The 20,854-nt window shown below is 73.3% G+C and carries 20 protein-coding genes; 7 read left to right on the plus strand and 13 right to left on the minus strand.

What is annotated here, in order from left to right; all coding sequences use genetic code 11:
* Positions 1-272: 272 nt before the first annotated feature.
* Positions 273-1,697, plus strand: a complete 1,425-nt coding sequence (locus ABD343_RS13140) for a class II fumarate hydratase (protein ID WP_344528545.1) — start codon at positions 273-275, stop codon at positions 1,695-1,697.
* A gap of 128 nt (positions 1,698-1,825) precedes the next feature.
* Here ABD343_RS13140 and ABD343_RS13145 read toward each other — a convergent pair whose 3' ends face one another.
* The 9 genes from ABD343_RS13145 to ABD343_RS13185 form a co-directional block, all read right to left on the minus strand.
* Positions 1,826-4,027, minus strand: a complete 2,202-nt coding sequence (locus ABD343_RS13145) for a SpoIIE family protein phosphatase (RefSeq protein WP_344527467.1) — start codon at positions 4,025-4,027, stop codon at positions 1,826-1,828.
* Between the two features lie 49 nt (positions 4,028-4,076).
* Positions 4,077-4,769: a class I SAM-dependent DNA methyltransferase gene (locus ABD343_RS13150; RefSeq protein ID WP_344527469.1), complete on the minus strand. Its 693-nt coding sequence runs from the start codon at positions 4,767-4,769 to the stop codon at positions 4,077-4,079.
* A 187-nt stretch (positions 4,770-4,956) separates the two neighbouring features.
* Positions 4,957-5,619 carry a cytidylyl-2-hydroxypropylphosphonate hydrolase gene (fomD, locus tag ABD343_RS13155; protein WP_344527471.1) on the minus strand — a complete coding sequence of 221 codons (663 nt, stop codon included), beginning with the start codon at positions 5,617-5,619 and terminating at the stop codon, positions 4,957-4,959.
* Between the two features lie 174 nt (positions 5,620-5,793).
* Positions 5,794-6,603, minus strand: a complete 810-nt coding sequence (locus tag ABD343_RS13160; RefSeq protein ID WP_344527473.1) for a DeoR/GlpR family DNA-binding transcription regulator — start codon at positions 6,601-6,603, stop codon at positions 5,794-5,796.
* Positions 6,593-7,633, minus strand: a complete 1,041-nt coding sequence (gene pdxA / locus ABD343_RS13165) for a 4-hydroxythreonine-4-phosphate dehydrogenase PdxA (RefSeq protein WP_344527475.1) — start codon at positions 7,631-7,633, stop codon at positions 6,593-6,595. Before pdxA ends, ABD343_RS13160 begins: the two co-directional genes overlap by 11 nt.
* The gene (locus tag ABD343_RS13170) at positions 7,630-9,036 is read right to left on the minus strand and encodes a four-carbon acid sugar kinase family protein (protein ID WP_344527476.1); all 1,407 of its coding nucleotides are present in this window, start codon (positions 9,034-9,036) and stop codon (positions 7,630-7,632) included. The genes pdxA and ABD343_RS13170 overlap by 4 nt, the downstream gene beginning before the upstream one ends.
* Positions 9,033-10,460, minus strand: a complete 1,428-nt coding sequence (locus ABD343_RS13175; protein WP_344527478.1) for a GntP family permease — start codon at positions 10,458-10,460, stop codon at positions 9,033-9,035. The genes ABD343_RS13170 and ABD343_RS13175 overlap by 4 nt, the downstream gene beginning before the upstream one ends.
* Positions 10,461-10,637: 177 nt before the next feature.
* The gene (locus ABD343_RS13180; protein ID WP_344527480.1) at positions 10,638-11,171 is read right to left on the minus strand and encodes an alkyl hydroperoxide reductase; all 534 of its coding nucleotides are present in this window, start codon (positions 11,169-11,171) and stop codon (positions 10,638-10,640) included.
* A 6-nt stretch (positions 11,172-11,177) separates the two neighbouring features.
* Positions 11,178-11,732 carry a peroxiredoxin gene (locus ABD343_RS13185; RefSeq protein WP_344527482.1) on the minus strand — a complete coding sequence of 185 codons (555 nt, stop codon included), beginning with the start codon at positions 11,730-11,732 and terminating at the stop codon, positions 11,178-11,180.
* A gap of 173 nt (positions 11,733-11,905) precedes the next feature.
* On the opposite strand from ABD343_RS13185, the gene ABD343_RS13190 reads away from it, so the two are divergent.
* Positions 11,906-12,853, plus strand: a complete 948-nt coding sequence (locus ABD343_RS13190; protein ID WP_344527484.1) for a hydrogen peroxide-inducible genes activator — start codon at positions 11,906-11,908, stop codon at positions 12,851-12,853.
* Here ABD343_RS13190 and ABD343_RS13195 read toward each other — a convergent pair.
* A complete protein-coding gene (locus tag ABD343_RS13195) occupies positions 12,839-13,879 on the minus strand; it encodes an AraC-like ligand-binding domain-containing protein (protein ID WP_344527486.1) in 1,041 nt (346 codons plus the stop codon). The two genes, ABD343_RS13190 and ABD343_RS13195, sit on opposite strands and share 15 nt — an antisense overlap.
* Positions 13,880-14,068: 189 nt before the next feature.
* On the opposite strand from ABD343_RS13195, the gene ABD343_RS13200 reads away from it, so the two are divergent.
* The 5 genes from ABD343_RS13200 to ABD343_RS13220 are packed head-to-tail and all read left to right on the plus strand — an operon-like array spanning position 14,069 to position 18,248.
* Complete coding sequence (locus tag ABD343_RS13200) at positions 14,069-15,463, plus strand: ATP-binding protein (protein ID WP_344527488.1); 1,395 nt, start codon at positions 14,069-14,071, stop codon at positions 15,461-15,463.
* Positions 15,460-15,873 (plus strand): roadblock/LC7 domain-containing protein, encoded by a 414-nt coding sequence (locus ABD343_RS13205; protein WP_344527490.1) that lies wholly within the window; start codon positions 15,460-15,462, stop codon positions 15,871-15,873. Before ABD343_RS13200 ends, ABD343_RS13205 begins: the two co-directional genes overlap by 4 nt.
* A complete protein-coding gene (locus ABD343_RS13210; RefSeq protein ID WP_344527492.1) occupies positions 15,870-16,235 on the plus strand; it encodes a DUF742 domain-containing protein in 366 nt (121 codons plus the stop codon). Before ABD343_RS13205 ends, ABD343_RS13210 begins: the two co-directional genes overlap by 4 nt.
* Positions 16,213-16,830 (plus strand): GTP-binding protein, encoded by a 618-nt coding sequence (locus ABD343_RS13215; RefSeq protein WP_344527494.1) that lies wholly within the window; start codon positions 16,213-16,215, stop codon positions 16,828-16,830. The genes ABD343_RS13210 and ABD343_RS13215 overlap by 23 nt, the downstream gene beginning before the upstream one ends.
* Entirely contained in the window at positions 16,827-18,248 is a 1,422-nt protein-coding gene (locus tag ABD343_RS13220; protein ID WP_425578168.1) for a cytochrome P450, read from the plus strand. Before ABD343_RS13215 ends, ABD343_RS13220 begins: the two co-directional genes overlap by 4 nt.
* A gap of 7 nt (positions 18,249-18,255) precedes the next feature.
* Here ABD343_RS13220 and ABD343_RS13225 read toward each other — a convergent pair whose 3' ends face one another.
* From ABD343_RS13225 to ABD343_RS13235, 3 genes are all read right to left on the minus strand, one after another.
* A complete protein-coding gene (locus ABD343_RS13225; protein ID WP_344527496.1) occupies positions 18,256-19,491 on the minus strand; it encodes a cytochrome P450 family protein in 1,236 nt (411 codons plus the stop codon).
* Between the two features lie 138 nt (positions 19,492-19,629).
* Positions 19,630-19,854 (minus strand): type II toxin-antitoxin system antitoxin, encoded by a 225-nt coding sequence (locus tag ABD343_RS13230; RefSeq protein ID WP_344527498.1) that lies wholly within the window; start codon positions 19,852-19,854, stop codon positions 19,630-19,632.
* Positions 19,851-20,789 (minus strand): SPFH domain-containing protein, encoded by a 939-nt coding sequence (locus tag ABD343_RS13235; RefSeq protein WP_344527499.1) that lies wholly within the window; start codon positions 20,787-20,789, stop codon positions 19,851-19,853. The genes ABD343_RS13230 and ABD343_RS13235 overlap by 4 nt, the downstream gene beginning before the upstream one ends.
* Positions 20,790-20,854 lie beyond the last annotated feature (65 nt).

Raw genomic sequence — 20,854 nt, forward strand, 5'->3', positions numbered from 1 at the left:
GGCTCCCACGGCGTGGTCACAGCGCGCTGAACGTCCCCGTGCCGAACAGCAGGGTGCCCGTGCCCCGTTCGACCATCCCGGGCAGCCCCGCGCCGACGGCGTCGAGCGCCGGATAGACCCAGCTCATCGCCGTCCACCCCCTCCCGACCCCACCCCTCACCCGAACCCAGCTCATAAAGATCACAGGCCGACCGGTGACCTGACCTCGGAGCGCCGGGGGCGGAATAGGGGGGATTCGCGCGACGCTGATCGTCATGGAGGTGCAGACAGAGATGACGGAGAACAGCGACAGCGGGGCGTACCGGGTCGAGCGTGACTCGATGGGGGAGGTGCGGGTGCCCGCGTATGCGAAGTGGCGGGCGCAGACGCAGCGGGCGGTGGAGAACTTCCCCGTGAGCGGGCAGCGCCTGGAGCGCGCGCACATCGAGGCGCTGGCGCGGATCAAGGCCGCGGCGGCGGTCGTGAACGGACGGCTCGGGGTGATCGACGAGGACATGGCCGAGGCCGTCCGGGAGGCCGCCGAGGAGGTGGCCTCGGGGAAGTGGGACGAGCACTTCCCCGTCGACGTCTTCCAGACCGGCTCCGGGACCTCGTCGAACATGAACATGAACGAGGTCGTGGCCACCCTCGCCACCGAACGGCTGGGCGGCGGTGACGGCGGTGACGGCAAGGGCGTTCACCCCAACGATCACGTCAACGCCTCGCAGTCGTCCAACGACGTCTTCCCGTCCTCGATCCACATCGCCGCCACCGCCGCCGTGACCGCGGACCTGATCCCGGCGCTGGAGCACCTCGCCGCCGCGCTGGAGCGCAAGGCGGAGGAGTTCGCCGAGGTCGTGAAGTCGGGGCGGACGCATCTGATGGACGCCACGCCGGTGACGCTGGGCCAGGAGTTCGGGGGATACGCGGCCCAGGTGCGGTACGGGGTGGAGAGGCTCTCCGCCTCCCTCCCCCGCCTCGCCGAACTCCCCCTCGGCGGCACGGCGGTCGGCACCGGGATCAACACCCCGCACGGCTTCTCCGCCGCCGTCATCGCGGAGGTGGCCCGGACGACCGGACTGCCGCTGACCGAGGCCCGCAACCACTTCGAGGCGCAGGGCGCGCGCGACGCGCTCGTGGAGACCAGCGGTCAGCTCCGCACGATCGGCACGGGACTGACGAAGATCGCGAACGATCTGCGGTGGATGGCCTCCGGCCCCCGCACCGGCCTCGCCGAGATCGCCCTGCCCGACCTCCAGCCGGGCTCCAGCATCATGCCCGGCAAGGTCAACCCGGTGATCCCCGAGGCCGTGCTGATGGTCGCCGCGCAGGTGACGGGGAACGACGCCACGGTCGCCGCCGCCGGCGCCGCCGGCAACTTCGAGCTGAACGTGATGCTGCCGGTCATGGCGAAGAACCTGCTGGAGTCCGTCCGGCTCCTCGCCAACGCCTCCCGCCTCCTCGCCGACCGCACGGTCGACGGCATCACCGCCAATGCCGAACGGGCCCGCGAGTACGCCGAGTCGTCCCCGTCCGTCGTGACGCCCCTCAACAAGTACATCGGGTACGAGAACGCGGCGGCGGTCGCCAAGAAGGCCCTCGCCGAACGCAAGACGATCCGCGCCGTGGTCCTGGAGAGCGGATACGTCGAACGGGGCGACCTCACCCTCGAACAGCTCGACGAGGCCCTCGATGTCCTGCGGATGACCCGTCCGTAGGGCGGCGCCCCGTCAGGGGCGCGGGGAACTGCGCGACCGGCCACGGCGCAGCCGCAGCCCGCGACGCGCCGCGCGCGGCAGCCCGTCCGCGGCAGCGGGAGAGACGCCGACATCGAGGTGCGGCGGGCCTACGGCAACCCCAGTTCGAACCAGACCACCTTGCCCGTCGAGAGGCGTGTGGCGCCCCAGCGGCGGGCGAGGCGGTTGACGAGGTAGAGGCCCCGGCCGCCCTCGTCCGTGGCGCGGGCCTGGCGGAGGCGGGGGAGCTGGGGGACGTCGTCGCCGACCTCGCAGCGGAGGGTGTCGGTGCGCAGCAGGCGGAGGGTGATGGGTCGTTCCGCGTACCGCACCGCGTTGGTGACGATCTCGCTCACCAGCAGCTCGACGGGCTCGGTCAGCTCCTCCAGGTCCCAGCGGGCCAGCGCGCGGCGCGCGAGGCGGCGGGCCTGCCCGGCGGTCTGGGCGCGCGGGTCGAGGAACCAGTACGCGACGTCGCTGGGCGCGATGCCGTCGAAGCGGGCGGCGAGCAGGGCGATGTCGTCGTCGCGGTCGCCGGGACCGAGGATGTCGAGGACCTCGTCGCAGAGCGGTTCGAGCGGTGCCGCCGCGCCCGGGCGGGTCAGGCGGGCCGTCGCCGCCAGGCGTTCGCGCAGGTGCTCGATGCCCGTCCAGACGTCGCGCTGCCGGGACTCGACCAGCCCGTCGGTGTAGAGGAGCAGCGTGGCGCCCGCCGGGGCGTCCAGTTCGACGGCCTCGAAGTCGACGCCGCCCACACCGATCGGGGCGCCCGCCGGTATGCGGAGCACCTCGGCGCGGCCGCCGCGGTGCAGCATCACGGGCGGCGGGTGGCCCGCGTTGGCGACGACGATGCGGTGGGCGACGGGGTCGTAGACCGCGTAGAGACAGGTGGCCATGCGGTCGCTGCCGAGGCGCTGGGCCTGCTCGTCGAGATGGTGCAGGACCTCCTGCGGCGGCAGGTCGAGCCCGGCCAGCGTCTGCGCGGTCGTACGGAGCTGGCCCATGATCGCCGCGGAGGTCATCGAGTGGCCCATGACGTCGCCGACGACGAGGGCGACGCGCGAGCCGGGCAGCGGGATCGCGTCGTACCAGTCGCCGCCCACCCGGGCCGTCTCGGCGGCGGGCAGATAGCGGCTGGCGAGCTGCACGCCCGTGGGCTGCGGGAGTTCGTCGGGCAGCATGGTGCGCTGCAGCTCGTCGGCGATGTACGCCTCACGGCCGTACAGCACGGCCTTGTCCACGCCCAGCGCGGTGTGCGTGGCGAGCTGGGCGGCGATCAAGAGGTCGTCCGGCTCGAACGCCGGGCGGTCGGGCCGCCGCAGGAAGACGGCGGCACCGATCACTCTTCGGCGCCCGCGCAGGGGCGCGAGGACCGCGCGGTGCCCGCCGGGCACGTCCCGGCCCGGGCCCAGGAGTTCGGGCAGGGCGGCGCTGGCCGCGGGCGAGTCGGCGAAGACGGGACGCACCCCGCGCAGCACCTCGGCGAGGGGCCCGCCGGGGCGCACCTCGGCCAGTTCGGAGGCGGCGGGGCCCGACTGCCCCTGGCCGCCCGCGGCGCCCGCGACCGCGCGCCCGGCGTCCTGGCCCGCGCCCGCGGCGCCGAGCAGCGGCAGCATCGGGACGGCGCCCAGGGCCCCGGCGGCCGGGTCGTCCGGCGCCGTCGCCCGCGCCTCGGGGATCTGCGGTTGCGTCTGCGTCTGCGTGAACTGCGGGTACTCGGGGATACGGTCGCTGCGCCGCAGCCGCAGCACGACGGGGCCCGTGGGCCGCTCGTCGCCGACGGGAAGCGGGTCGCGCAGATAGACGAGGATCGCGTCCGCGTACGCCGGAACGCTCGCCCGGCACAGCCCGAGCACCGTCTCGTCGAGGTCGACACCGCGCGCGATACGGCGGGTCGCGGCGCCCACGAAGCGCAGCCGGTCGCCGCCGCGCCGCTCGCGCTCGGCGCGCTCGCCCTCGGCGGGGTCCCGCTGCCCCGCGCCCTCGGGGAGCGGGGAGGAGGAGGCCATCGGCGTGACGGAACCGGAGGACGACTGACCAGAAGGCTGAGCCTGCGCCTGTACCTGCGACTGCGACTGCGGCTGCGGCTGCGGCGCGTGCTCATCGGCCGCCTCCGGCCGGGGGCGTCCCACGGCGTCATGGCCCAACGGGCCCAGCGGGCCCGCCGGGCCGCCGGACCCGGCAGGGCTCGCGCCCGGGGGCCCCGCCGGGTTCCCCTGGCCGCGCCGGGAGTTGCCCGCAGGCGGGGGCGGCGTCGGCTCGGTGGCGCTCGCCGCAGGCTTCTCGTGCTCCGTCACGCGTTCGGTTTCCATCCATCCGGGGCTGCGCGTCGGCGCACGCCCAGCGCTGGGTGCTCGCGGTCTATGGGCGTCGTCGGCAGTGCAGGAAGAGCTGGATCTCGGGGGGTACGTCGGTACTCGCCGGAGCGTACGCGTAGGCGTCCTCGCTCGCGATCTCGAAGCCCGCCTCGCTCACGATCCGCCGCAAATCGTCTCGCAGATAGCCGGATACCCGGATCGTGTTGCCCAGGAACGGAATGGAGAAGTCGTCCACGTCCGCCTCGACCATGGCGAGCGCCAGGGGGCCGTCGTCCCTGATCTGCTCGTGCAGCATCCGCAGAGCGAAGGGGATCTCCACCCGGGGCAGCATCAGCAGGGAGAAGAAGGCGACGGCTCCGTCGAAGGGCCCGAGGCCCGACGACTCCAGGTCCGCCATGTCGACGCGGAGGAACTCGCCTTCCGGAACGTTGTCGTGGCACAGCTTCAGCATCGCAGGTGACACGTCGATGCCGGTCACCCGGTGCCCCGCGTCCGCCAGTTGGCGCGCGGAGGGCAGGCCCGTGCCACAGCCGACGTCCAGCACCCGCGAGCCCGGCGGGAGCAGGTCCGCGAGCCACTGCCCGGCCGCGAGCTGTCCCTCCTTGTGCGGGAACGCCTCGTCGTAGCGGTCGCCGATGGCGTCGAACGCCTCGGCCTGGCCCGACCTGTCGATGCTGGCCCGGTCGAAGGCCCCGTAGGCCCCGTGGTACGCCCCGTGCCCGTCGCTGCCGCTCACGAGTGGGCTCCTCTCTGACCGTTCTGACCGTCTGCCAAGTCCTCGGGGAGCGAGGGAAGTTGTTGTGGCCATCCGCTTACGGATGTTGATCCTACGTTTGCAGTATGGGGGCCTATCAAGGGGCATTGGGAGGTCGGTGCAGGCACGTGTTGAACGATCCCCCGTGCGCCCCCGGCCCGGGGCCCGTTCAGGGCCCCGCCTGCTCGTGCTCGCGCACGGGGCGCCGGTCCCAGTCGGCGGGCAGCTCCGGCACAGGCCAGGAGGGGTCCGGGCGCCAGTCCTCCCAGCCGTCGGCGAAGGGCGTGCGCCACTCCCGGATCGCGGCGACGGCCTCGCGCCCCGCCGCGCGTACGCGCGCCGCCTGGTCCGCGCTCATCAGTCCCGCCCGCTGTGCCTCCGCGAACTCGTCCTCGTCGTGCCACTCGTAACGGCCGTCCGGGTGGACGGCGAGGTCGAGGAAGTGATCCTCCGAGTCCACGCCGCCGGCCCAGCGGCGCAGCGGCTCCTCCAGGTTCACGTAGTAGTTCTTGAAGACCCAGTCCCGCTCCCAGAACACCCACACCGACCACGGCTCGCCGGGCCGCGCGAGCTTCAGCACGCCGGTGCCGAACCAGCGCGAGAGCGTGGTGGTGCGGGGCTTGGTGTAGCGGGTGGCCAGCGGCTCGCGGTGAACCGGCGTGCCGTCGGCCAGCTCCGGCTTCACGCACAGCGTGCCGGGTGCCATCCATGCCGCGAGCAGCGCGTCGTCGTCCCTGACCACGGTGACAGGGCGGCAGATGTGGGGGTGCGGGGTGCCGTTGGCTCGATAGCGCCACAGGATGTGGGTGCCGGGGGGCCAGTGCGCCGTCATGAACGAATTCTAGGTGCACCCCCCACTTTCCCCCGCCATTTCCATGCCGAGCGCCCCGACTTCGCCGCCGAGCGCGGGGTCCCCGCACTGCGCTTCTCCCTCCGTCCCCCTGCGCGCCCCTGACGGGGCGAGCCCAGAAGTCTCGAACCCGGTGTGCCGGAGAGGGCAAGGTCGCTATTCCGGGGGCTGGATCAAGGTGATGTGGGATTGGGCGCAGTGGGTGGGGAGGGTGGGTGGGGCCTGGGCGTCCGTGACGAGGGTCCAGGTGCCGCCGGGCCAGGCCCACGCAGGCGCCGCCGGCGCCACAGGCACCAGCTTCGTCGCGTCGGCCAGCACCACAACGCGCCCCGCCCGCGCGGCGATCCGCTCCTTGACCGCCGTCTCCTCCAGCGTCGGCTCGCCCACACCCCGCGCCGGATCGACCGCGTCCGCGCCCAGGAACGCGACGGCGAAGGAGAGCCGATCCAGGGCGAGTTCCGTCAGCGGCCCCACGAGCCCGTGGCTCAGCGGGCGTACGCTGCCGCCGAGCATCACGACGTCGATCCCGGGCGCGTCGGCGAGCAGCGCCGCCGTCTCCAGGCCGCGGGTGACGACCAGTCCCTCGTGGCCGCCCTCCGCGAGCCGCCGGGCCAGCGCCGCGCACGTCGTGCCCGCGTCGATGAAGACCGCGCCGGATCTCGGCACGAGCGGTTCGGCCGCCGCCGCGATGGCCGCCTTCGCGGCGGGCCGTACGAGCGCGCTCTCGGCGACCGGCCGTTCCTGGAAGGCCTCGGGCACGACGGCCCCGCCGTACGTACGGGCCACCTTGCGGTCCTCGGTCAGGCGTCCGAGGTCGCGGCGGACCGTGGAGGGCGAGACGCCGACCGCGGCGGCGAGTTCGTCGACGTGCGTGGTGCCCTCGCGCAGCAGCCGGAGCAGCGCGTCGTGCCGCGCGCGGGTGCTCCGGCGGGCCTGGGGCGTACGGGGCTCGGGGTCAGTGGCCATAGGTCTCACGGATCAGCGGGGCGAACGGGGCGTAGTCGACGGCGGCGAGGTAGGCGGAGAGCATCGTCGCGTGGTCGGCCCTGCCGGTGCCCGCGATGTCGAACGCCGTGCCGTGGTCGACCGACGTACGGAGGATCGGCAGCCCGACCGTCACCGAGATGGTGCCGTCGAAGTCGTAGGTCTTGGCCGGGATGTGGCCCTGGTCGTGGAAGTGGGAGAGCACCCCGTCGTAGCGGCCGGTCAGGCCCTGGTGGAAGACGGAGTCGGCGGGGACCGGGCCTGTGACGTCGAGTCCCTCGGCGCGCGCGGCCTCCACCGCCGGGGCGAGGTGGACGATCTCCTCGTCGCCGAAGGCGCCGTTCTCCCCGCCGTGCGGGTTGATCGCGGCGACGGCGAGCCGCGGACGCTCGGTGCCGAAGACGCGCAGCGCGGTGACCGCCTCCCGGATCGAGTGCCCCACGCGCTCCTCGGTGATCTGGTCGAGGGCCCTGCGCAGCGACACATGCCTCGTGGTGAAGAAGATGCGCAGGTGGTGGCCCGGCGCGGCGGTGCCCCGCACCACGAACATGGTGTCCTGGCGCGTCACTCCGGTCAGCTCCCCCAGCATCTCGGTGTGCCCGAGGTGCTCCGAGCCAGTCTGCCAGATCGCCTCTTTGTTGATCGGGCCGGTGACGATGCCGCTGACGGCGCCGTCGAGGGCCGCGCGGGTGGCGGCCTCGATGGCGGTGACGGCGGCACGCCCGGCGCGCGCGTCGACGGTGCCCCACTCCGGTACGTCCGTGCCGAGCACCCCCGTGTCGTACACGTCGATGACGCCGGGCCCGGCGGGCGCGGTGCCGAAGTCGCGCACTTCGCGCACCTCCACGTCGGCCCCGGCGGCGCGGGCGCCCCGGCGCAGGGCCTCCGCGTCGCCGACGGCGATCCCGTGGTGGCCCTCCTCGCCCGCGACCTGGGCGAGGGTACGGGCGGTGATCTCGGGGCCGATGCCTGCCGGGTCGCCGAGGGTGACGGCGAGGACGGGACGGTTCATGACGCTTCCTCCTGCGGGATGTGCGGGATGTGCGGGGCGTGCCGGGTATGCGCGGTGTGCGGGGCGCCGCCCGCTTCCGCGGCGCGTACGTGCCGGCGGGCCACGGCGGCGGCCCGCCGCAGATGGGAGACGCAGGCGACGGTCGTACCGGCGTCGCCGACGAGCCCGCCCTTGGTGACCACCGGCAGCCCTGCCCATGGTCCTCCCACGAACGTGCCCGCCACGGCGAGCGGCACCAGTTCCTCCTCGACGTCCAGGCCGCGCGCGGAGAGTTCGGCGAAGAGCGCGGCGGCGACGTCGCCGCCGGTGGCGAACAGCCCGTCGACCGTGTGCCGTTCGAGCGCCCGGCGCACGGTGCGGGCCAGCACGCGGGGGAGCCGTTCGGCGTCCTCGGGGCCGATCCGCTCGACGACGTCCGCGTCGTCGAGGACCGTGGCGAGCAGCACGACGTCCTCGGGGCCCGCCGCCGCCAGGGCCGCGTCGAGGGCGGCCTCCGTCTCGCCGGGCGCCGGAGCGGACGAGGGCGCGGCGGGCATCCGTACGACCGTGACCGGGAACTCGGCGCGCAGCCGGGCGAGCTGGAGGCGGGTGAGCCGGGTCGCCGAGCCGGAGACGGCGAGCACGGGCGCCCCGGCCGTGTGGCGGGTGAGGCCGAGCGCGCGGGCGAGCGCGACGGAGCCGGGGCCGGGGTCGACGCCGACCCAGACGAGGTCGTCGCCGCCCTCCCGTACGGCCGCCGCCGCGGCCCGGTCCAGGTGCTCGGTGGTCAGCGCGTCGGCGATCAGCACCTCGGCGCCGTCCGCGAGCGCGCGGGCGACGTGTGCGCGCGGGCCGCCGCCGTCGGTGCCGGTGACGGCGGCCAGCGGGAGGTGCGCCGTACGCAGCTCGGCCTGGCGCCGGAGCAGGGCCGCCACATCGGAGGTCGGCAGCGGCGAACGGGGGTCGCGGGCCAGCTCGGTCTCCTCCAGGCGTACGCCGTCGAGGAGTTGGCAGCCCTGGACGGTCAGCCGCCGCGCCTCGGGGTGCGCGGGGGCGCACAGCGCGACGGCCCGGCGCCCGGTCGTCTCCCGCACGGCTGCCAGCGCGGCGGCGGTCGTCGCGCCGAGGTTGCCGCGGAGGGTGGAGTCGACGCGGTTGCTGACGAGGGCCCGCGGCCCGGCCGCACGTACGAGGTCCCGCATCCGGGCCGCCGCGTGCTCCGGCGGGCTGTGCCGGGCGTCCGTGCTGACGACCACCACGTCGAAGCGGGAGGCGAACTCGGCGGCGGCGTCGGGCGGCTGGTCGGCGCCGAGCGTGACGGCCCGCAGGCCCGTACGGGCGAAGGCGGCGGCCGTCGCGTTGGCACCGGTCAGGTCGTCGGCGACGACGAGCACCCCGTGCCCCGCACGTCCCCCGCCGCTCACAGGACCGCGCTCCCGACCAGGAGCAGCGGCAGCGAGCCCAGCCAGACCGCGGTCGTGATGCCGGACCAGCCCTTGAGGGCCGCGACCCCGTCGAGGCCGGCGAAGCGGGTCACGACCCAGAAGTAGGAGTCGTTGAAGTAGCTGAAGACCATCGAGCCCGCGCAGCAGGCGAGGGCGGCGAGGAGCGGGGAGATCCCGAGCCCGGCGACGAGGGGCGCGGAGACCGAGGCCGCGGTGATCATCGCGACGGTGCCGGAGCCCTGCGCGAGCCGGACGAGCGACGCGATCAGGAACGGGACGAGCACGCCCGGCAGGCTCCAGGAGGCGATGGCCTCCGCCATCTCGTCGCCGACGCCGGAGGCGCGCAGCACCTCGCCGAGCGCGCCGCCCGCGCCGGTGATGAGGATGATCAGGCCCGCCGAGGCGGCGGCCTCCGAGAGCCAGCCGCCGACCTGCGTACGGGTCGTCCAGCGCGGCAGGAGCACATAGACGGCGAGGACGAGGCCGATGAGCAGCGCGACGACCGGGTTGCCGACGAAGGAGAGGGCCTCGGCGAGGGGCGAGGGGTCGTACTTCTTCTCGTCTCCGACCGCGTCCTGCGCGTTCTGGTCGACGGCGGTGGCGACGGTGTTCGCGATGATCAGCGCCAGCGGGACGAGGAGCGGGAGGAAGGCCGTCCAGGCCGACATCCGGTGCGGCTTCGCGCCCTCGGGCGCCGGGCCGAGCGCGGCGGCGGGGTCGCGCTCCTCCCCCTGCTGCTCCTCGCCCTCCTTCCCGTAGACCGCCTCGCGCACCTCGGGGAGGAGCCGGTCCTCCAGCCTGGGCCCGATCCAGCGGGCGTAGAGCACGACGACGGGGAGCAGGAGCAGTGCGAACACCAGCCCCGCGAGCACGAGTCCGCCCAGGTCGGCACCCAGGATGCCCGCGACGCCGAGCGGGCCGGGAGTGGGCGGGACGAGGTGGTGGGTCAGCGTCATGCCGCAGCCGAGGGCGAGCGCGAGGGTGACGTATCCGGCGCGCTTGCGGCGGGCGATGGAGCGGGCCAGCGGATTCATGATCACGTACCCCGAGTCGCAGAAGACGGGGATCGAGACGACCGCTCCGGTGCCGCCCATGGCCCAGGGCTCGCGGCCCTTGCCGAGGGCCTTCACAAAGGCCTTGGCCAGGGCGTCGGCGGCGCCGGAGACTTCGAGGATCTTGCCGAGCCCGACGCCGAGGCCGATCACGATGCCGATCGAGCCGAGGGTGTTGCCGAATCCGGTCGTGATCGCGTCGATGACCTTGGTGGCGGGTTCACCCGCGACGAAGCCGGTGACCAGGGCGGCCACGAGCAGGGCGAAGAACGCGTCCATCCGGGTGCGCAGCACGATCACGACGATCGTGGCTATCCCGAGGACGAGTGCGGCGAGCAATTGAAGATCCACGCTGACCTCCTCCGAGCGGTCCGCCCATCATGAGGGCGCCCAATTGCTCAGAACAAGCACTTGTGCAGATCTTTTTTGCGCACTCTGCGCAGCTTCGGCGGCGGGCACCCGGAAAGCGGAACGGCCCGTACCCGGCGCCGGAGCGTCGGACACGGGCCGTTCGCGGCCGCGCGGAGGTCAGGAGGCGAGCTGGGCCTCTGCCTCCAGGGTGGTGCCGACCGCCTGGACGACGGCGGCGATCTTGAAGGCCTCCTGGATCGTCTCGCGGTCGACCCCGGCCTTGCGCAGCACCTGCTCGTGCGAGTCGAGGCACTGGCCGCAGCCGTTGATCGCGGAGACCGCGAGGGACCACAGCTCGAAGTCGGTCTTCTCGACACCGGGGTTGCCGATGACGTTCATCCGCAGCCCGGCGCGCAGCGTGCCGTACTCCGGGTCCGACAGCAGGTGCCGGGTGCGGTAGAAGACGTTGTTCATCGCCATGACGGCGGCGGCGGACTTCGCCGCGGTGTACGCCTCGTCGCTCAGGTTCTCCTTCGCCTCGGGCTCCAGCGCGCGCAGCGCGATGCCCGAGCGGGAGGCGATGGCGCAGGCGAGCACCGTGCCCCAGAGCTGCTGCTTGGGCAGCTCCGAGTTGCCTATGACGGAACCGAGGTTGAGCTTGAGGTCCTTCGCGTAGTCCGGAAGGGCCTGCTTCAGGTCATCGAGCGCCATGGGGAATCACTCACCGGCCAGCAGCGCGACCGGGTCCAGGGTCTCCTCGCCCTGGGTCCAGTTGCACGGGCACAGCTCGTCGGTCTGGAGCGCGTCGAGGACCCGGAGGACCTCCTTCGGGTTACGGCCGACGGAGCCGGCGGTCACCATCGTGAACTGGATCTCGTTGTTCTGGTCCACGATGAAGACGGCGCGCTGCGCGAAGCCGTCCTCGCCCTCGATGCCCAGGTCGCGCATCAGCTCGTGCTTGGAGTCGGCCAGCATCGGGAAGGGCAGGTCGGTCAGGTCCGGGTGGTCCTTGCGCCAGGCGTGGTGCACGAACTCGCTGTCACCGGAGAAGCCGAGGATCTGCGCGTCACGGTCGGCGAACTCGTCGTTCAGCTTGCCGAAGGCGGCGATCTCCGTCGGGCAGACGAAGGTGAAGTCCTTGGGCCAGGCGAAGACGATCTTCCACTTGCCCTCGTAGGTCTTGTGGTTGATCTGCTCGAACTCCTTGCCCTTCTCCAGCGAGACACAGGCAGTCAGATCGAACTCGGGGAACTTGTCACCGACAGTGAGCAACACGCACTCCTTGCAGGGCGAAATGCCCTATACGCCAGACTAGCGGGGCATTTCAACGGGTTGGACCCGACCACCTAACCACAGGCGGCATTGATCGCGGAAATAGCTAAGCTGGGTCGGGTTGATCGGAACCCCTTATCAGCGAGCAGCGAGTATGAGTGCGAGGCGTCACAGTGAAGCCCAGCCTGTCCCAGTTGCGGGCGTTCTCCGCCGTCGCGGAGCATCTCCACTTCCGGGAGGCCGCTAGCGCGATCGGGATGAGCCAGCCCGCGCTCTCGGGCGCGGTGGCCGCGCTGGAGGAGACGCTGGGCGTCCGGCTGCTGGAGAGGACCACCCGAAAGGTACTCCTCTCCCCCGCCGGTGAACGCATGGCCGTCCGCGCACGGGCCGTGCTGCACGCCCTCGGCGATCTGCTGGAGGAGGCGGAGGCCGCGCGGGCCCCGTTCACCGGGGTGCTGCGGCTGGGCGTGATCCCCACGGTCGCCCCGTATCTGCTGCCCGCCGTGCTCGGCCTCGTCCAGGAGCGCTACCCGGAGCTGGACCTCCAGGTCCACGAGGAGCAGACGGCCTCGCTGCTCGACGGGCTCGGCGAGGGGCGGCTCGACCTGCTGCTGCTCGCGATGCCGCTGGGCGCCGCGGGCGTACGGGAGATCCCCCTGTTCGACGAGGACTTCGTGCTCGTCACGCCCGACGGCCACCCGCACGCGGGCCGCCGCGACCTGCCGCGCGCGCTGCTGCCCGAGCTGGACCTGCTGCTCCTGGACGAGGGGCACTGCCTGCGCGACCAGGCCCTCGACATCTGCCGCGAGGCCGGGCACACCCAGGGCACGCAGGTCTCCACGAGCGCGGCCGGGCTCTCCACGCTGGTCCAGCTCGTCGCGGGCGGCATGGGCGTCACGCTGCTGCCGCGCACCGCCGTCCGCGTGGAGACGGGCCGCAACGGCTCGCTGCGTACGGCGCACTTCGCCGATCCCGCGCCGTCACGCCGGGTCGGCCTCGCGATGCGGGCCGGGTCCGCGCGGGAGGACGAGTTCACCGCGTTCGCCGCCGCGCTGCGCTCGACGCTGCGCCACCTGCCGGTACGGGTCGCGGACGAGGGAACACCGTCACGAGCCGCTTGAGCCGCTTGAGCCGCTCGGGCCGCCGGAACCGCCGGAACCGCCGGAACCGCTGGAACCGCCTGAGCCGCTCGCGCCGCCGTGGCGCATCTCACGCGGGCTCACCCCGTAGCGCTGCCGGAACGCCGTGCTCAGGGCGCTGGCCGAGGAGAAGCCGGAGGAGTGGGCGAGGTCGGCGATGGTGAGGTGGTCGCATTCGGCGCAGCGCAGGCGGTCGCGGACCAGGCGGAGGCGCTCCTCGCGGATGAGTTCGCGCGGCGTGGTGCCCGCGCGCTGCAGGGCGAGCTGGACCTGGCGCAGGGACCAGCCCAGCGCGCGGGCCACCGTGTTGCCGGTGAGGCCGGGGTCGGCGGCGTGTTCGCGCACGTGCCGTCGGACGTGCTTCTCGACCTCCGCCAGATGCCCGGGCGCGTCCGGGCGGTCGTCGCCGGAGACGAGCATGCACAGCAGCTCGACGACACGGTCGGTGACCGCGTCGAAGTGCCCGGCCGTGAGGCTGTCGCGCTCGTCGTAGAGGGTGCCCAGCATGGTGCCGACGATCCGCCCGAGCCCCGTGCTGAGGTCCGGGAAGGCCGCGAGCGGGGACCGGCGGCCGAGCGGGCCGTCGATCTCGCGGGCGGGGACGGTGAGGAGGAGGGCACCCGAGTCGTCGGCCTGGCGGCACTCGAACGGCGCGCTGAAGGGGAACAGGAGGCCGCTGCCGGGGGCGAGGGCGGTCTCCTGGCCGTCCTGGCGCAGCAGCAGGCTGCCGCCGAGCGGCACCAGGAAGCGGTAGTCCTCGTCGGGGTCGGCGCGGATCTGCCGTGCCGTACGGGCGTAATCGATCTGGTCCGACCAGAAGCGGACGATCTGGTACGTGCCGGTGCGCTGGCAGACCGTACGGCCGTGGAAGTCGTCGGTGTGCGGATAGGCGTACGCCATCCTCGACTGGTAACCGCCGGTGCGCTCCAGCCAGTAGCGGGCACGCTCCGGGGGCGCGACGTCGCCGGTTCTCAGCTCTTCCACCGTGTACGTGCTCGTCGCGGACACCGAACTCCCTCCGGCCCTCTGCGCCTCTGCCTGATCGTTCTGCGCCCGAAGGGTAGTGCAGGGCGCGCTCCCCGCCGTCACATCGCTGCGTATGACGGAAACTTCCCTGCGCGCACGCTGAAGAGCGGGGCGGGGAGCCGGAGTTAGCATCCTCCGGCCCGTAGGTTCACATCTGCCTCTAGGACACCAATGACTTACGACACACCGGAGGCGGTGGTGCTGTGGTGCCTCGCCGCCGGCCTGCTCGCCGTCGCTGTTCTGCTGGTCCGGCAGAGCGGGATCACCGCGCGGACGCGGCGGCGGAACGCGGAGCTGACGGAGAGTCTGCGGGCACGTGACGAGGAGGTCCGGCACCTGGTGGCCGTACGGCTGCCCGCCGTGGAGAGCGCCCCGCCGGGCGGGGCGGGCCACCGCGTCCAGGGGGCCGGGCTGCTGGACGAGCGGCTGGCGTCCACCGAGTTCGCCCTCGGCCTCGAAGGCGTCCTGGAGCGCTTCACCGGCGCGGTCGCCCACGCGCAGGCCCGTGCCGACCGCTCGGCGAAGGCCGCGCTCAAGACCTCGATGCGCGCCGTCCAAGCGCTCGCCAACGAACAGCAGGTCGCCATCTCCGCCATGCAGGACCGGCACGACCACCCCGACGTGCTGCGGGACCTGCTGGAGATCGACCACACGAACGCGCAGTTCGGGCGGCGCGCCCAGGCCATCGCCGTGCTCAGCGGCTCCTGGCCCGGCAGGCAGCGCGCGGCCGCCCCCCTCACCGACGTCGTACGGGGCGCGAAGTCGCGCATCCGCGACTACCGGCGCGTGCGGATCCACGGCCAGGCCGATATCGCCCTGGAGAGCCGCGCGGTGGAGCCGGTGGTCCTCGCCGTCGCCGAGCTGCTCGACAACGCCGCGCGGCACTCGCAGCCCAACACCGGCGTCGAGGTCGATGTCCAGACGGTGCACAACGGCGCCTGCGTCGTCATCGACGACGCGGGGGTCGGCATGGACCGGCAGGCCACGCAGCGCGCCGCGCTGCTGCTGTCCGGGCGGAAGGCCGTGAACGTCACCCAGCTCGACGACCCCCCGCAGTTCGGCTTCGCGGCGATCGGCGTGCTCGCGGCGCGGTACGGCTTCGAGGTGTCCGTCGACACACGGTCCCCGTACGGGGGCGTACGTGCCGTGCTGTTCCTCCCCGCGTCCCTGCTCACCCATGTGACCGGAGACACCGTGCCCCCCACGCCTCCCGCTTCCCCCGCCGCTCCCGCTGCCCCCTCCCCCGTTGAGCCCGCTGAGCCCGCTGAGCCCGCTGAGCCCGCTGAGCCCGTTGGGCCCGTTGAGCCCGCCGCTCCCGCCGAGCCCGCCGCGTCCCTCGGGACCACAGCGGGCGGCCTCCCCAGACGGCGCCGAAGAACGCCCGCGCAGAGCGCCGCCGAGCAGCACGCACCCGAGCAGCACCCCGCTCGCGGCGCCGCGCAGCCGCAGGGCCGTACGGCCGCCGAAACCGCCCAGCGCATGGGGGCGTTCGCGCGCGGCACCCGTCATGGCCGGGCAGGCCGTGCCGCCGCCTCCCCCGACCACGAAAGGACCACAGAAGAATGATCGAGCCCACGACCAACGAGCTGGGTTGGATGCTCGACGAGGTCCTCAGGGTGCCGGAGGCGCTGCACGCGATCCTGCTCTCGGCGGACGGCATGCTCCGGGCACACTCCGCGGAGATCGGCAGGGACGACGCCGAGCGGCTCGCCGCCGGGCTCTCCGGCGTGCAGTCGATCAGCCGCAGCACCGCCGAGTTCTGCGGCAGCCCCGACACCCCCTGGCAGCAGACGCTGATCGAGTTCGCGCACGGCTACGTGTTCCTGGTGGCCGCCGGCCAGGGCGCCTACCTGGCGGTCTCCACCACGGAGAACGTGGACATGGAGGCCGTCACGTACCGCATGCACAAGCTGGTGGACCGGCTCGGACGCGAGCTGACCAGCCCGGTCCGGACGGACACCGGCAGCTTCCTGTGACACCGCCCCCGAGGGAACGGAAGGGGGAGCGGCTGGTACGTCCGTACGTCCTGACCGACGGGCGTTCCCAGCCCACCCGCAACACCCTGGACCTGGTCACGCTGCTGATCGCCACGGACGATCTGCCGCTGACCGGGCTGAGTCCGGAGAAGCGCGGGGTGATGGAGCTGTGCCGGCCGGGGGCGCTCTCGGTCGCCGAGGTGGCCGGGCATCTCGCACTGCCCGTCAGCGTCGCCAAGGTGCTGATCGCCGACCTGATGGACAGCGGTCACATCGTCACCCGCGCCCCCGTCCCCACCGCTCAGCCAACCGAAGTCCGCATCCTCCAGGAGGTGCTCGATGGGCTCCGCGCCCTCCTCTGACGGCTCCGGCGTCCATCTGCGACGTACGGTGCAGACCGCCGCGAAGCTGCTGGTCGTCGGCCACTTCGCCGTCGGCAAGACCACGTACGTCCGTACGCTGTCCGAGATCCGGCCGCTGCACACCGAGGAGGTGATGACGCAGGCCGGCGCCGTCGTCGACGACCTGGCCGGGGTCAGCGGCAAGACCACCACCACGGTCGCCATGGACTTCGGGCGGCTCACGCTCAGCGACACGCTCGTCCTCTATCTCTTCGGCACGCCCGGACAGCAGCGCTTCACGTCGCTGTGGCGGGACATGACCCGCGGCGCGCTCGGCGCGCTCGTCCTCGCCGACACCCGCCATCTCGGCGACTCCTTCGAGGTGATGGGGGTCCTGGAGGAGATGGACCTGCCGTACGCCGTGGCGGTCAACCAGTTCGAGGGCGCGCCCGCCTTCGCGCTCGAAGAGGTGCGGGACGCGCTCGACCTGCTGCCCGGCACCCCGCTCGTCCGCTGCGACGCGCGCGACCGCGTCTCCTCCACGCACGCGCTGATCTCGCTGGTCGAGCACCTCCAGTCCCGCAGAGCAGAACCCCGTCCCCTGGAGCAAGCGTGACCCCTCCCCCCGGCGCACACGGCGCCGCTGCCGCCCCGCCGCCCGGCTGCCCCGCGCACGCCGGGACGCCCGGGGCGCCCGCGGCGCCCGCGGCGCCCGCGGCATCGCTGTACGCCCCCGAGTTCGCCGCCGACCCCGCCGCCACCTACGCACGGCTGCGCGCGCTGGGTCCCGTCGTGCCGGTCGAACTCACCTCCGGCGTACGCGCCCGGCTCGTCGTCGGCTACGAAGCGGCCCTGCACGTGCTGCGCAGCCCGGAGACCTTCTCCAAGGACGCCCGGCTGTGGGCCGACTTCGCGAACGGCACGGTGCCCCCGGACTCCCCGGTCGTCCCGATGATGGCCTTCCGGCCGAACGCCCTGTTCACCCACGGCGAGGAGCACCGCAGGCTGCGCGAGGCGATCACCGACAGCCTCGCGCGCGTCGAATCGGACGCGCTGCGGCGCTACGTCGAGCACGCCGCGGAGATGCTCATCGACCGTTTCGCCCCGGCCGGGCGGGCCGATCTGCTCGGCCAGTACGCGCGTGTGCTGCCGCTGCTCGTCTTCAACCAGATGTTCGGCTGCCCGCCGGGGATCGGGGACAGGCTCGTCGAGGGCATGTCCGGCATCTTCGACGGCGTCGACCCCGAGCGCGCCAACGCGCTCCTGACCAGCTCCGTCCTCGAACTCATCGCCCTCAAGCGCGAGCGCCCGGGGCCGGACGTGACGTCCTGGCTCCTCGCCCACCCCGCCCGGCTCAGCGAGGAGGAGATGCTGCACACGCTCGTCGTCCTGCTGGGCGCGGGCACCGAGCCCGAGCAGAACCTCATCGCCAACAGCCTGCGGCTGCTGCTGTCCGACGACCGCTTCGCTGGCGACCTGGCCGGCGGCAGCATGCCCGTCGAGGACGCCCTCGACGAGGTCCTGTGGACCGACCCGCCGATGGCCAACTACGGCGTGCACTACCCCACGCACGACACCATGTACGAGGGCACCGTCCTGGAGCAGGGGGTGCCGCTGGTCATCAGCTTCGCCGCCGCCAACAACGACCCGGCCCTCGCGGCCGACCGGCGCGCGGGCAACCGCGCCCACCTGGCGTGGAGCGCGGGGCCGCACGTCTGCCCCGCGCAGGGACCGGCCCGGCTGATCGCCGGAGTGGCCATCGAGACGCTCCTGGACCGGCTGCCCGACCTGGAGCTGGCCGTACCGGCCGGGGAACTCCGGTGGCGGCCGGGGCCGTTCCACCGGGCACTCGCCACCCTGCCGGTGCGCTTCCCTCCGGCCTCCGGGGCGTCCGGGGCGTCCGCTCCCCTGTCTCCATCCCCCTCCACCCTCGACCTCGGCACAGGGCCCGCGGCGGGCATGCCCGTGCCCCCGCACCCCGCGCGCTCGCACGGGGTGTGGGGGAAGCTGCGGGCCTGGTGGCGCGGGGAGTGAGCGGCCGTCAGCCCAGCCGTACGGGGAGCGTGCGGTGGCCGTTGGAGATGAAGGACTCCACCGGCTCCAGCTCCTCCGGCGGGACCGCGAGCGCGAGGTCCGGGAACCGCTCGAAGAGCGCCGGGAGCGCCATGCGCGCCTCCAGGCGTGCCAGCGGGGCGCCGAGGCAGAAGTGCGCCCCGTGGCCGAAGGCCAGGTGCTCCTTCCCGACCCGGGTCACGTCGAAGTCGTCGGCGTCCGGGCCGTACCACCCCGGGTCCCGTCCGGCGGCGGCGTACGAGGCGAGAATCGCCTCCCCCGCGCGGATCACGGAGCCCTCGCCCGCGCCGCCCACGTCGATGTCCGTCACCGCGTACCGCAGCGGAATGCTGGCCACCGGGGAGTCGTAGCGGAGCGTCTCCTCGATCACGTCGTCCCAGCTCGCGCGGCCCTCCCGTACGTGCTCCAGCTCCCGGGGGCGGGTGAGCAGGGCGTGGACGGCGTTGTCGAGGAGGTTCACGGTGGTCTCGTGGCCCGCGCTGATCACCAGAAGCAGGGTGTCCACGAGTTCCTGTTCGCTCAGCCGGGAGCCGTCCTCGTCGCGGGCGGCGATCAGCCCGCTCGTGAGGTCGTCGCCGGGGGTCTCCCGCTTGAGCGCCACGAGTTCGCCGAGGACCGTGTGGAACCCGGCGAACGTGGCGGCGGCCTCCTCCGGGTCGGCGGAGGTGTGGAAGATGCCGTCCACGAGGGTCCGCAGCCGCGCGCCGCGCTCCTCGGGCAGTCCGAACAGCTCGGCGATCACCTGGATCGGCAGCGGATAGCACAGCGCTTCCCGCAGGTCCACCGGGTCGCCGCGGCGGCCGGACTCCGCGACGCCGTCGAGGAGTTCCCCGACGATCTGCCCGACACGGGGCCGCAGCGCGGCCGTTCTGCGGGCCGTGAACGCCTTGGCGACCAGCGTGCGCAGGCGCCTGTGATCGCCGCCGTACGCCGTGAACATGTTCCGCACCGCGACCCAGGTGAAGAGCGGCCACTCCGGGGAGATCTCCCCGTTGATCCATTTCGGCCAGTGCCGGCGCGGGTCCTTCGAGACGCGCGAGTCGGTCAGCAGCTTCCTGAGCAGCGCGGGGTCGGTGACCGCCCAGGCGACCACCCCGCCCGGGAGTTCGACGGGCGCCATCGGCCCGCCCTCCCGTATCCGTGCGGCTTCCGCGTGGATGTCCCGGCCGGTCGGGTCAATCACTACCGGGGATGCGGCTCCCATCGGCGTCTCCCATGCACTCGAACCCTCAACGACGAGTGATCACGCTATGGCGCCGCCCGGATCCGGAGGGAGACCGCCGGCCGTGCGCTGCGCGCGTTCGCAACTTCCCTACGCGCAGGCCAAAGTGGGTGCCGCCGCTCACTCCTCGGCCGGCGGGCGGCCCCGGGGCGGGTGCGGCTTGGCCTCCTTGGGGAGGCGGCCCGCGTCCCGCAGGGCCCGGCGCAGCAGGAAGTCGATCTGCGCGTTCGTGGAGCGCAGTTCGTCCGCGGCCCAGCGCGCCAGCGCGTCGTGCACCGCCGGGTCGAGGCGGAGCAGGACCTGCTTGCGCGGGGCGCGCCGGGGCCGCTGCGGGGGCTCGGTCACTGGTAGAGCGACCCGGTGTTCATGACGGGCTGCGGCGAACGGTCGCCGCACAGCACCACCAGCAGGTTGCTCACCATCGAAGCCCGCCGCTCTTCGTCCAGCTCGACGAAGTCCTGCGCGGTGATACGGGCGAGCGCGTCCTCGACCATCCCGCAGGCTCCCTCCACGATCTGCTTGCGCGCCGCGACCACGGCGCCGGCCTGCTGCCGCTGGAGCATGGCAGAGGCGATCTCCGGAGCGTACGCGAGATGCGTGAAGCGGGACTCGATGATCGTCACTCCGGCCGCCCGGACCCGCGCCGTCAGCTCGGCGGCGAGCTTCTCGGTGATCTCCTCCGCGTTGCCCCGCAGGGAGAGGCCCGTCTCCTCGTGCGCGTCGTACGGGTACTCGATCGCGATGTGGCGGACCGCGGCCTCGGTCTGGGTGGAGACGAACTCGATGTAGTCGTCGACGGAGAACGTGGCCTGCGCGGTGTCCTCGACCTGCCAGACGACGACGGCGGCCAGCTCGATCGGGTTCCCGTACGCGTCGTTGACCTTGAGGACCGCGGTCTCGTGGTTGCGGACGCGGGTGGAGATCTTGTGGCGGCTGGTGAGCGGGTTGACCCAGCGGAGGCCGTCGGTGCGGATCGTGCCCGTGTACCGCCCGAAGAGCTGGACGACGCGGGCCTCGCCCGGCGCCACCATGTTCAGCCCCGACATCGCGAAGACCGAGCCGATCAGCAGCAGCACGCCGAGCACGATGAGGGTCGCGCCCGCGGCCCCCGAGCCGCCGGAGGCGAGGGCCCCGCCGCCGACGACCATGCCGACCCCGGCCAGGAAGCCGACCAGGCCGAGGAGGAGCGCGAGCCCTCCCGGGATGCTGTGCGCCTGCACCTCGCGCACCTCGGGCGTCGGCATCTCCGGCCCACCTGGCTTCGCGTCGTTCACGGACATGAGCGGTCCCCCGTTTCTCGCTGCGGTCGCGGCCGTCTGTCACGGCCTAGCAAAGTGATATCACT

This window comes from Streptomyces albiaxialis (assembly GCF_039530985.1).
Taxonomy (GTDB): Bacteria; Actinomycetota; Actinomycetes; order Streptomycetales; family Streptomycetaceae; genus Streptomyces; species Streptomyces albiaxialis.

Bases quoted from the DNA above. Each gene is read 5' to 3' on its own strand.
- ABD343_RS13140 (WP_344528545.1), top strand. From the start codon at position 273: ATGACGGAGAACAGCGACAGCGGGGCGTACCGGGTCGAGCGTGACTCG.
- ABD343_RS13145 (WP_344527467.1), bottom strand. From the start codon at position 4,027: ATGGAAACCGAACGCGTGACGGAGCACGAGAAGCCTGCGGCGAGCGCC.
- fomD (WP_344527471.1), bottom strand. From the start codon at position 5,619: ATGACGGCGCACTGGCCCCCCGGCACCCACATCCTGTGGCGCTATCGA.
- ABD343_RS13160 (WP_344527473.1), bottom strand. From the start codon at position 6,603: ATGGCCACTGACCCCGAGCCCCGTACGCCCCAGGCCCGCCGGAGCACC.
- pdxA (WP_344527475.1), bottom strand. From the start codon at position 7,633: ATGAACCGTCCCGTCCTCGCCGTCACCCTCGGCGACCCGGCAGGCATC.
- ABD343_RS13180 (WP_344527480.1), bottom strand. From the start codon at position 11,171: ATGGCGCTCGATGACCTGAAGCAGGCCCTTCCGGACTACGCGAAGGAC.
- ABD343_RS13200 (WP_344527488.1), top strand. From the start codon at position 14,069: ATGACTTACGACACACCGGAGGCGGTGGTGCTGTGGTGCCTCGCCGCC.
- ABD343_RS13205 (WP_344527490.1), top strand. From the start codon at position 15,460: ATGATCGAGCCCACGACCAACGAGCTGGGTTGGATGCTCGACGAGGTC.
- ABD343_RS13215 (WP_344527494.1), top strand. From the start codon at position 16,213: ATGGGCTCCGCGCCCTCCTCTGACGGCTCCGGCGTCCATCTGCGACGT.
- ABD343_RS13225 (WP_344527496.1), bottom strand. From the start codon at position 19,491: ATGGGAGCCGCATCCCCGGTAGTGATTGACCCGACCGGCCGGGACATC.
- ABD343_RS13235 (WP_344527499.1), bottom strand. From the start codon at position 20,789: ATGTCCGTGAACGACGCGAAGCCAGGTGGGCCGGAGATGCCGACGCCC.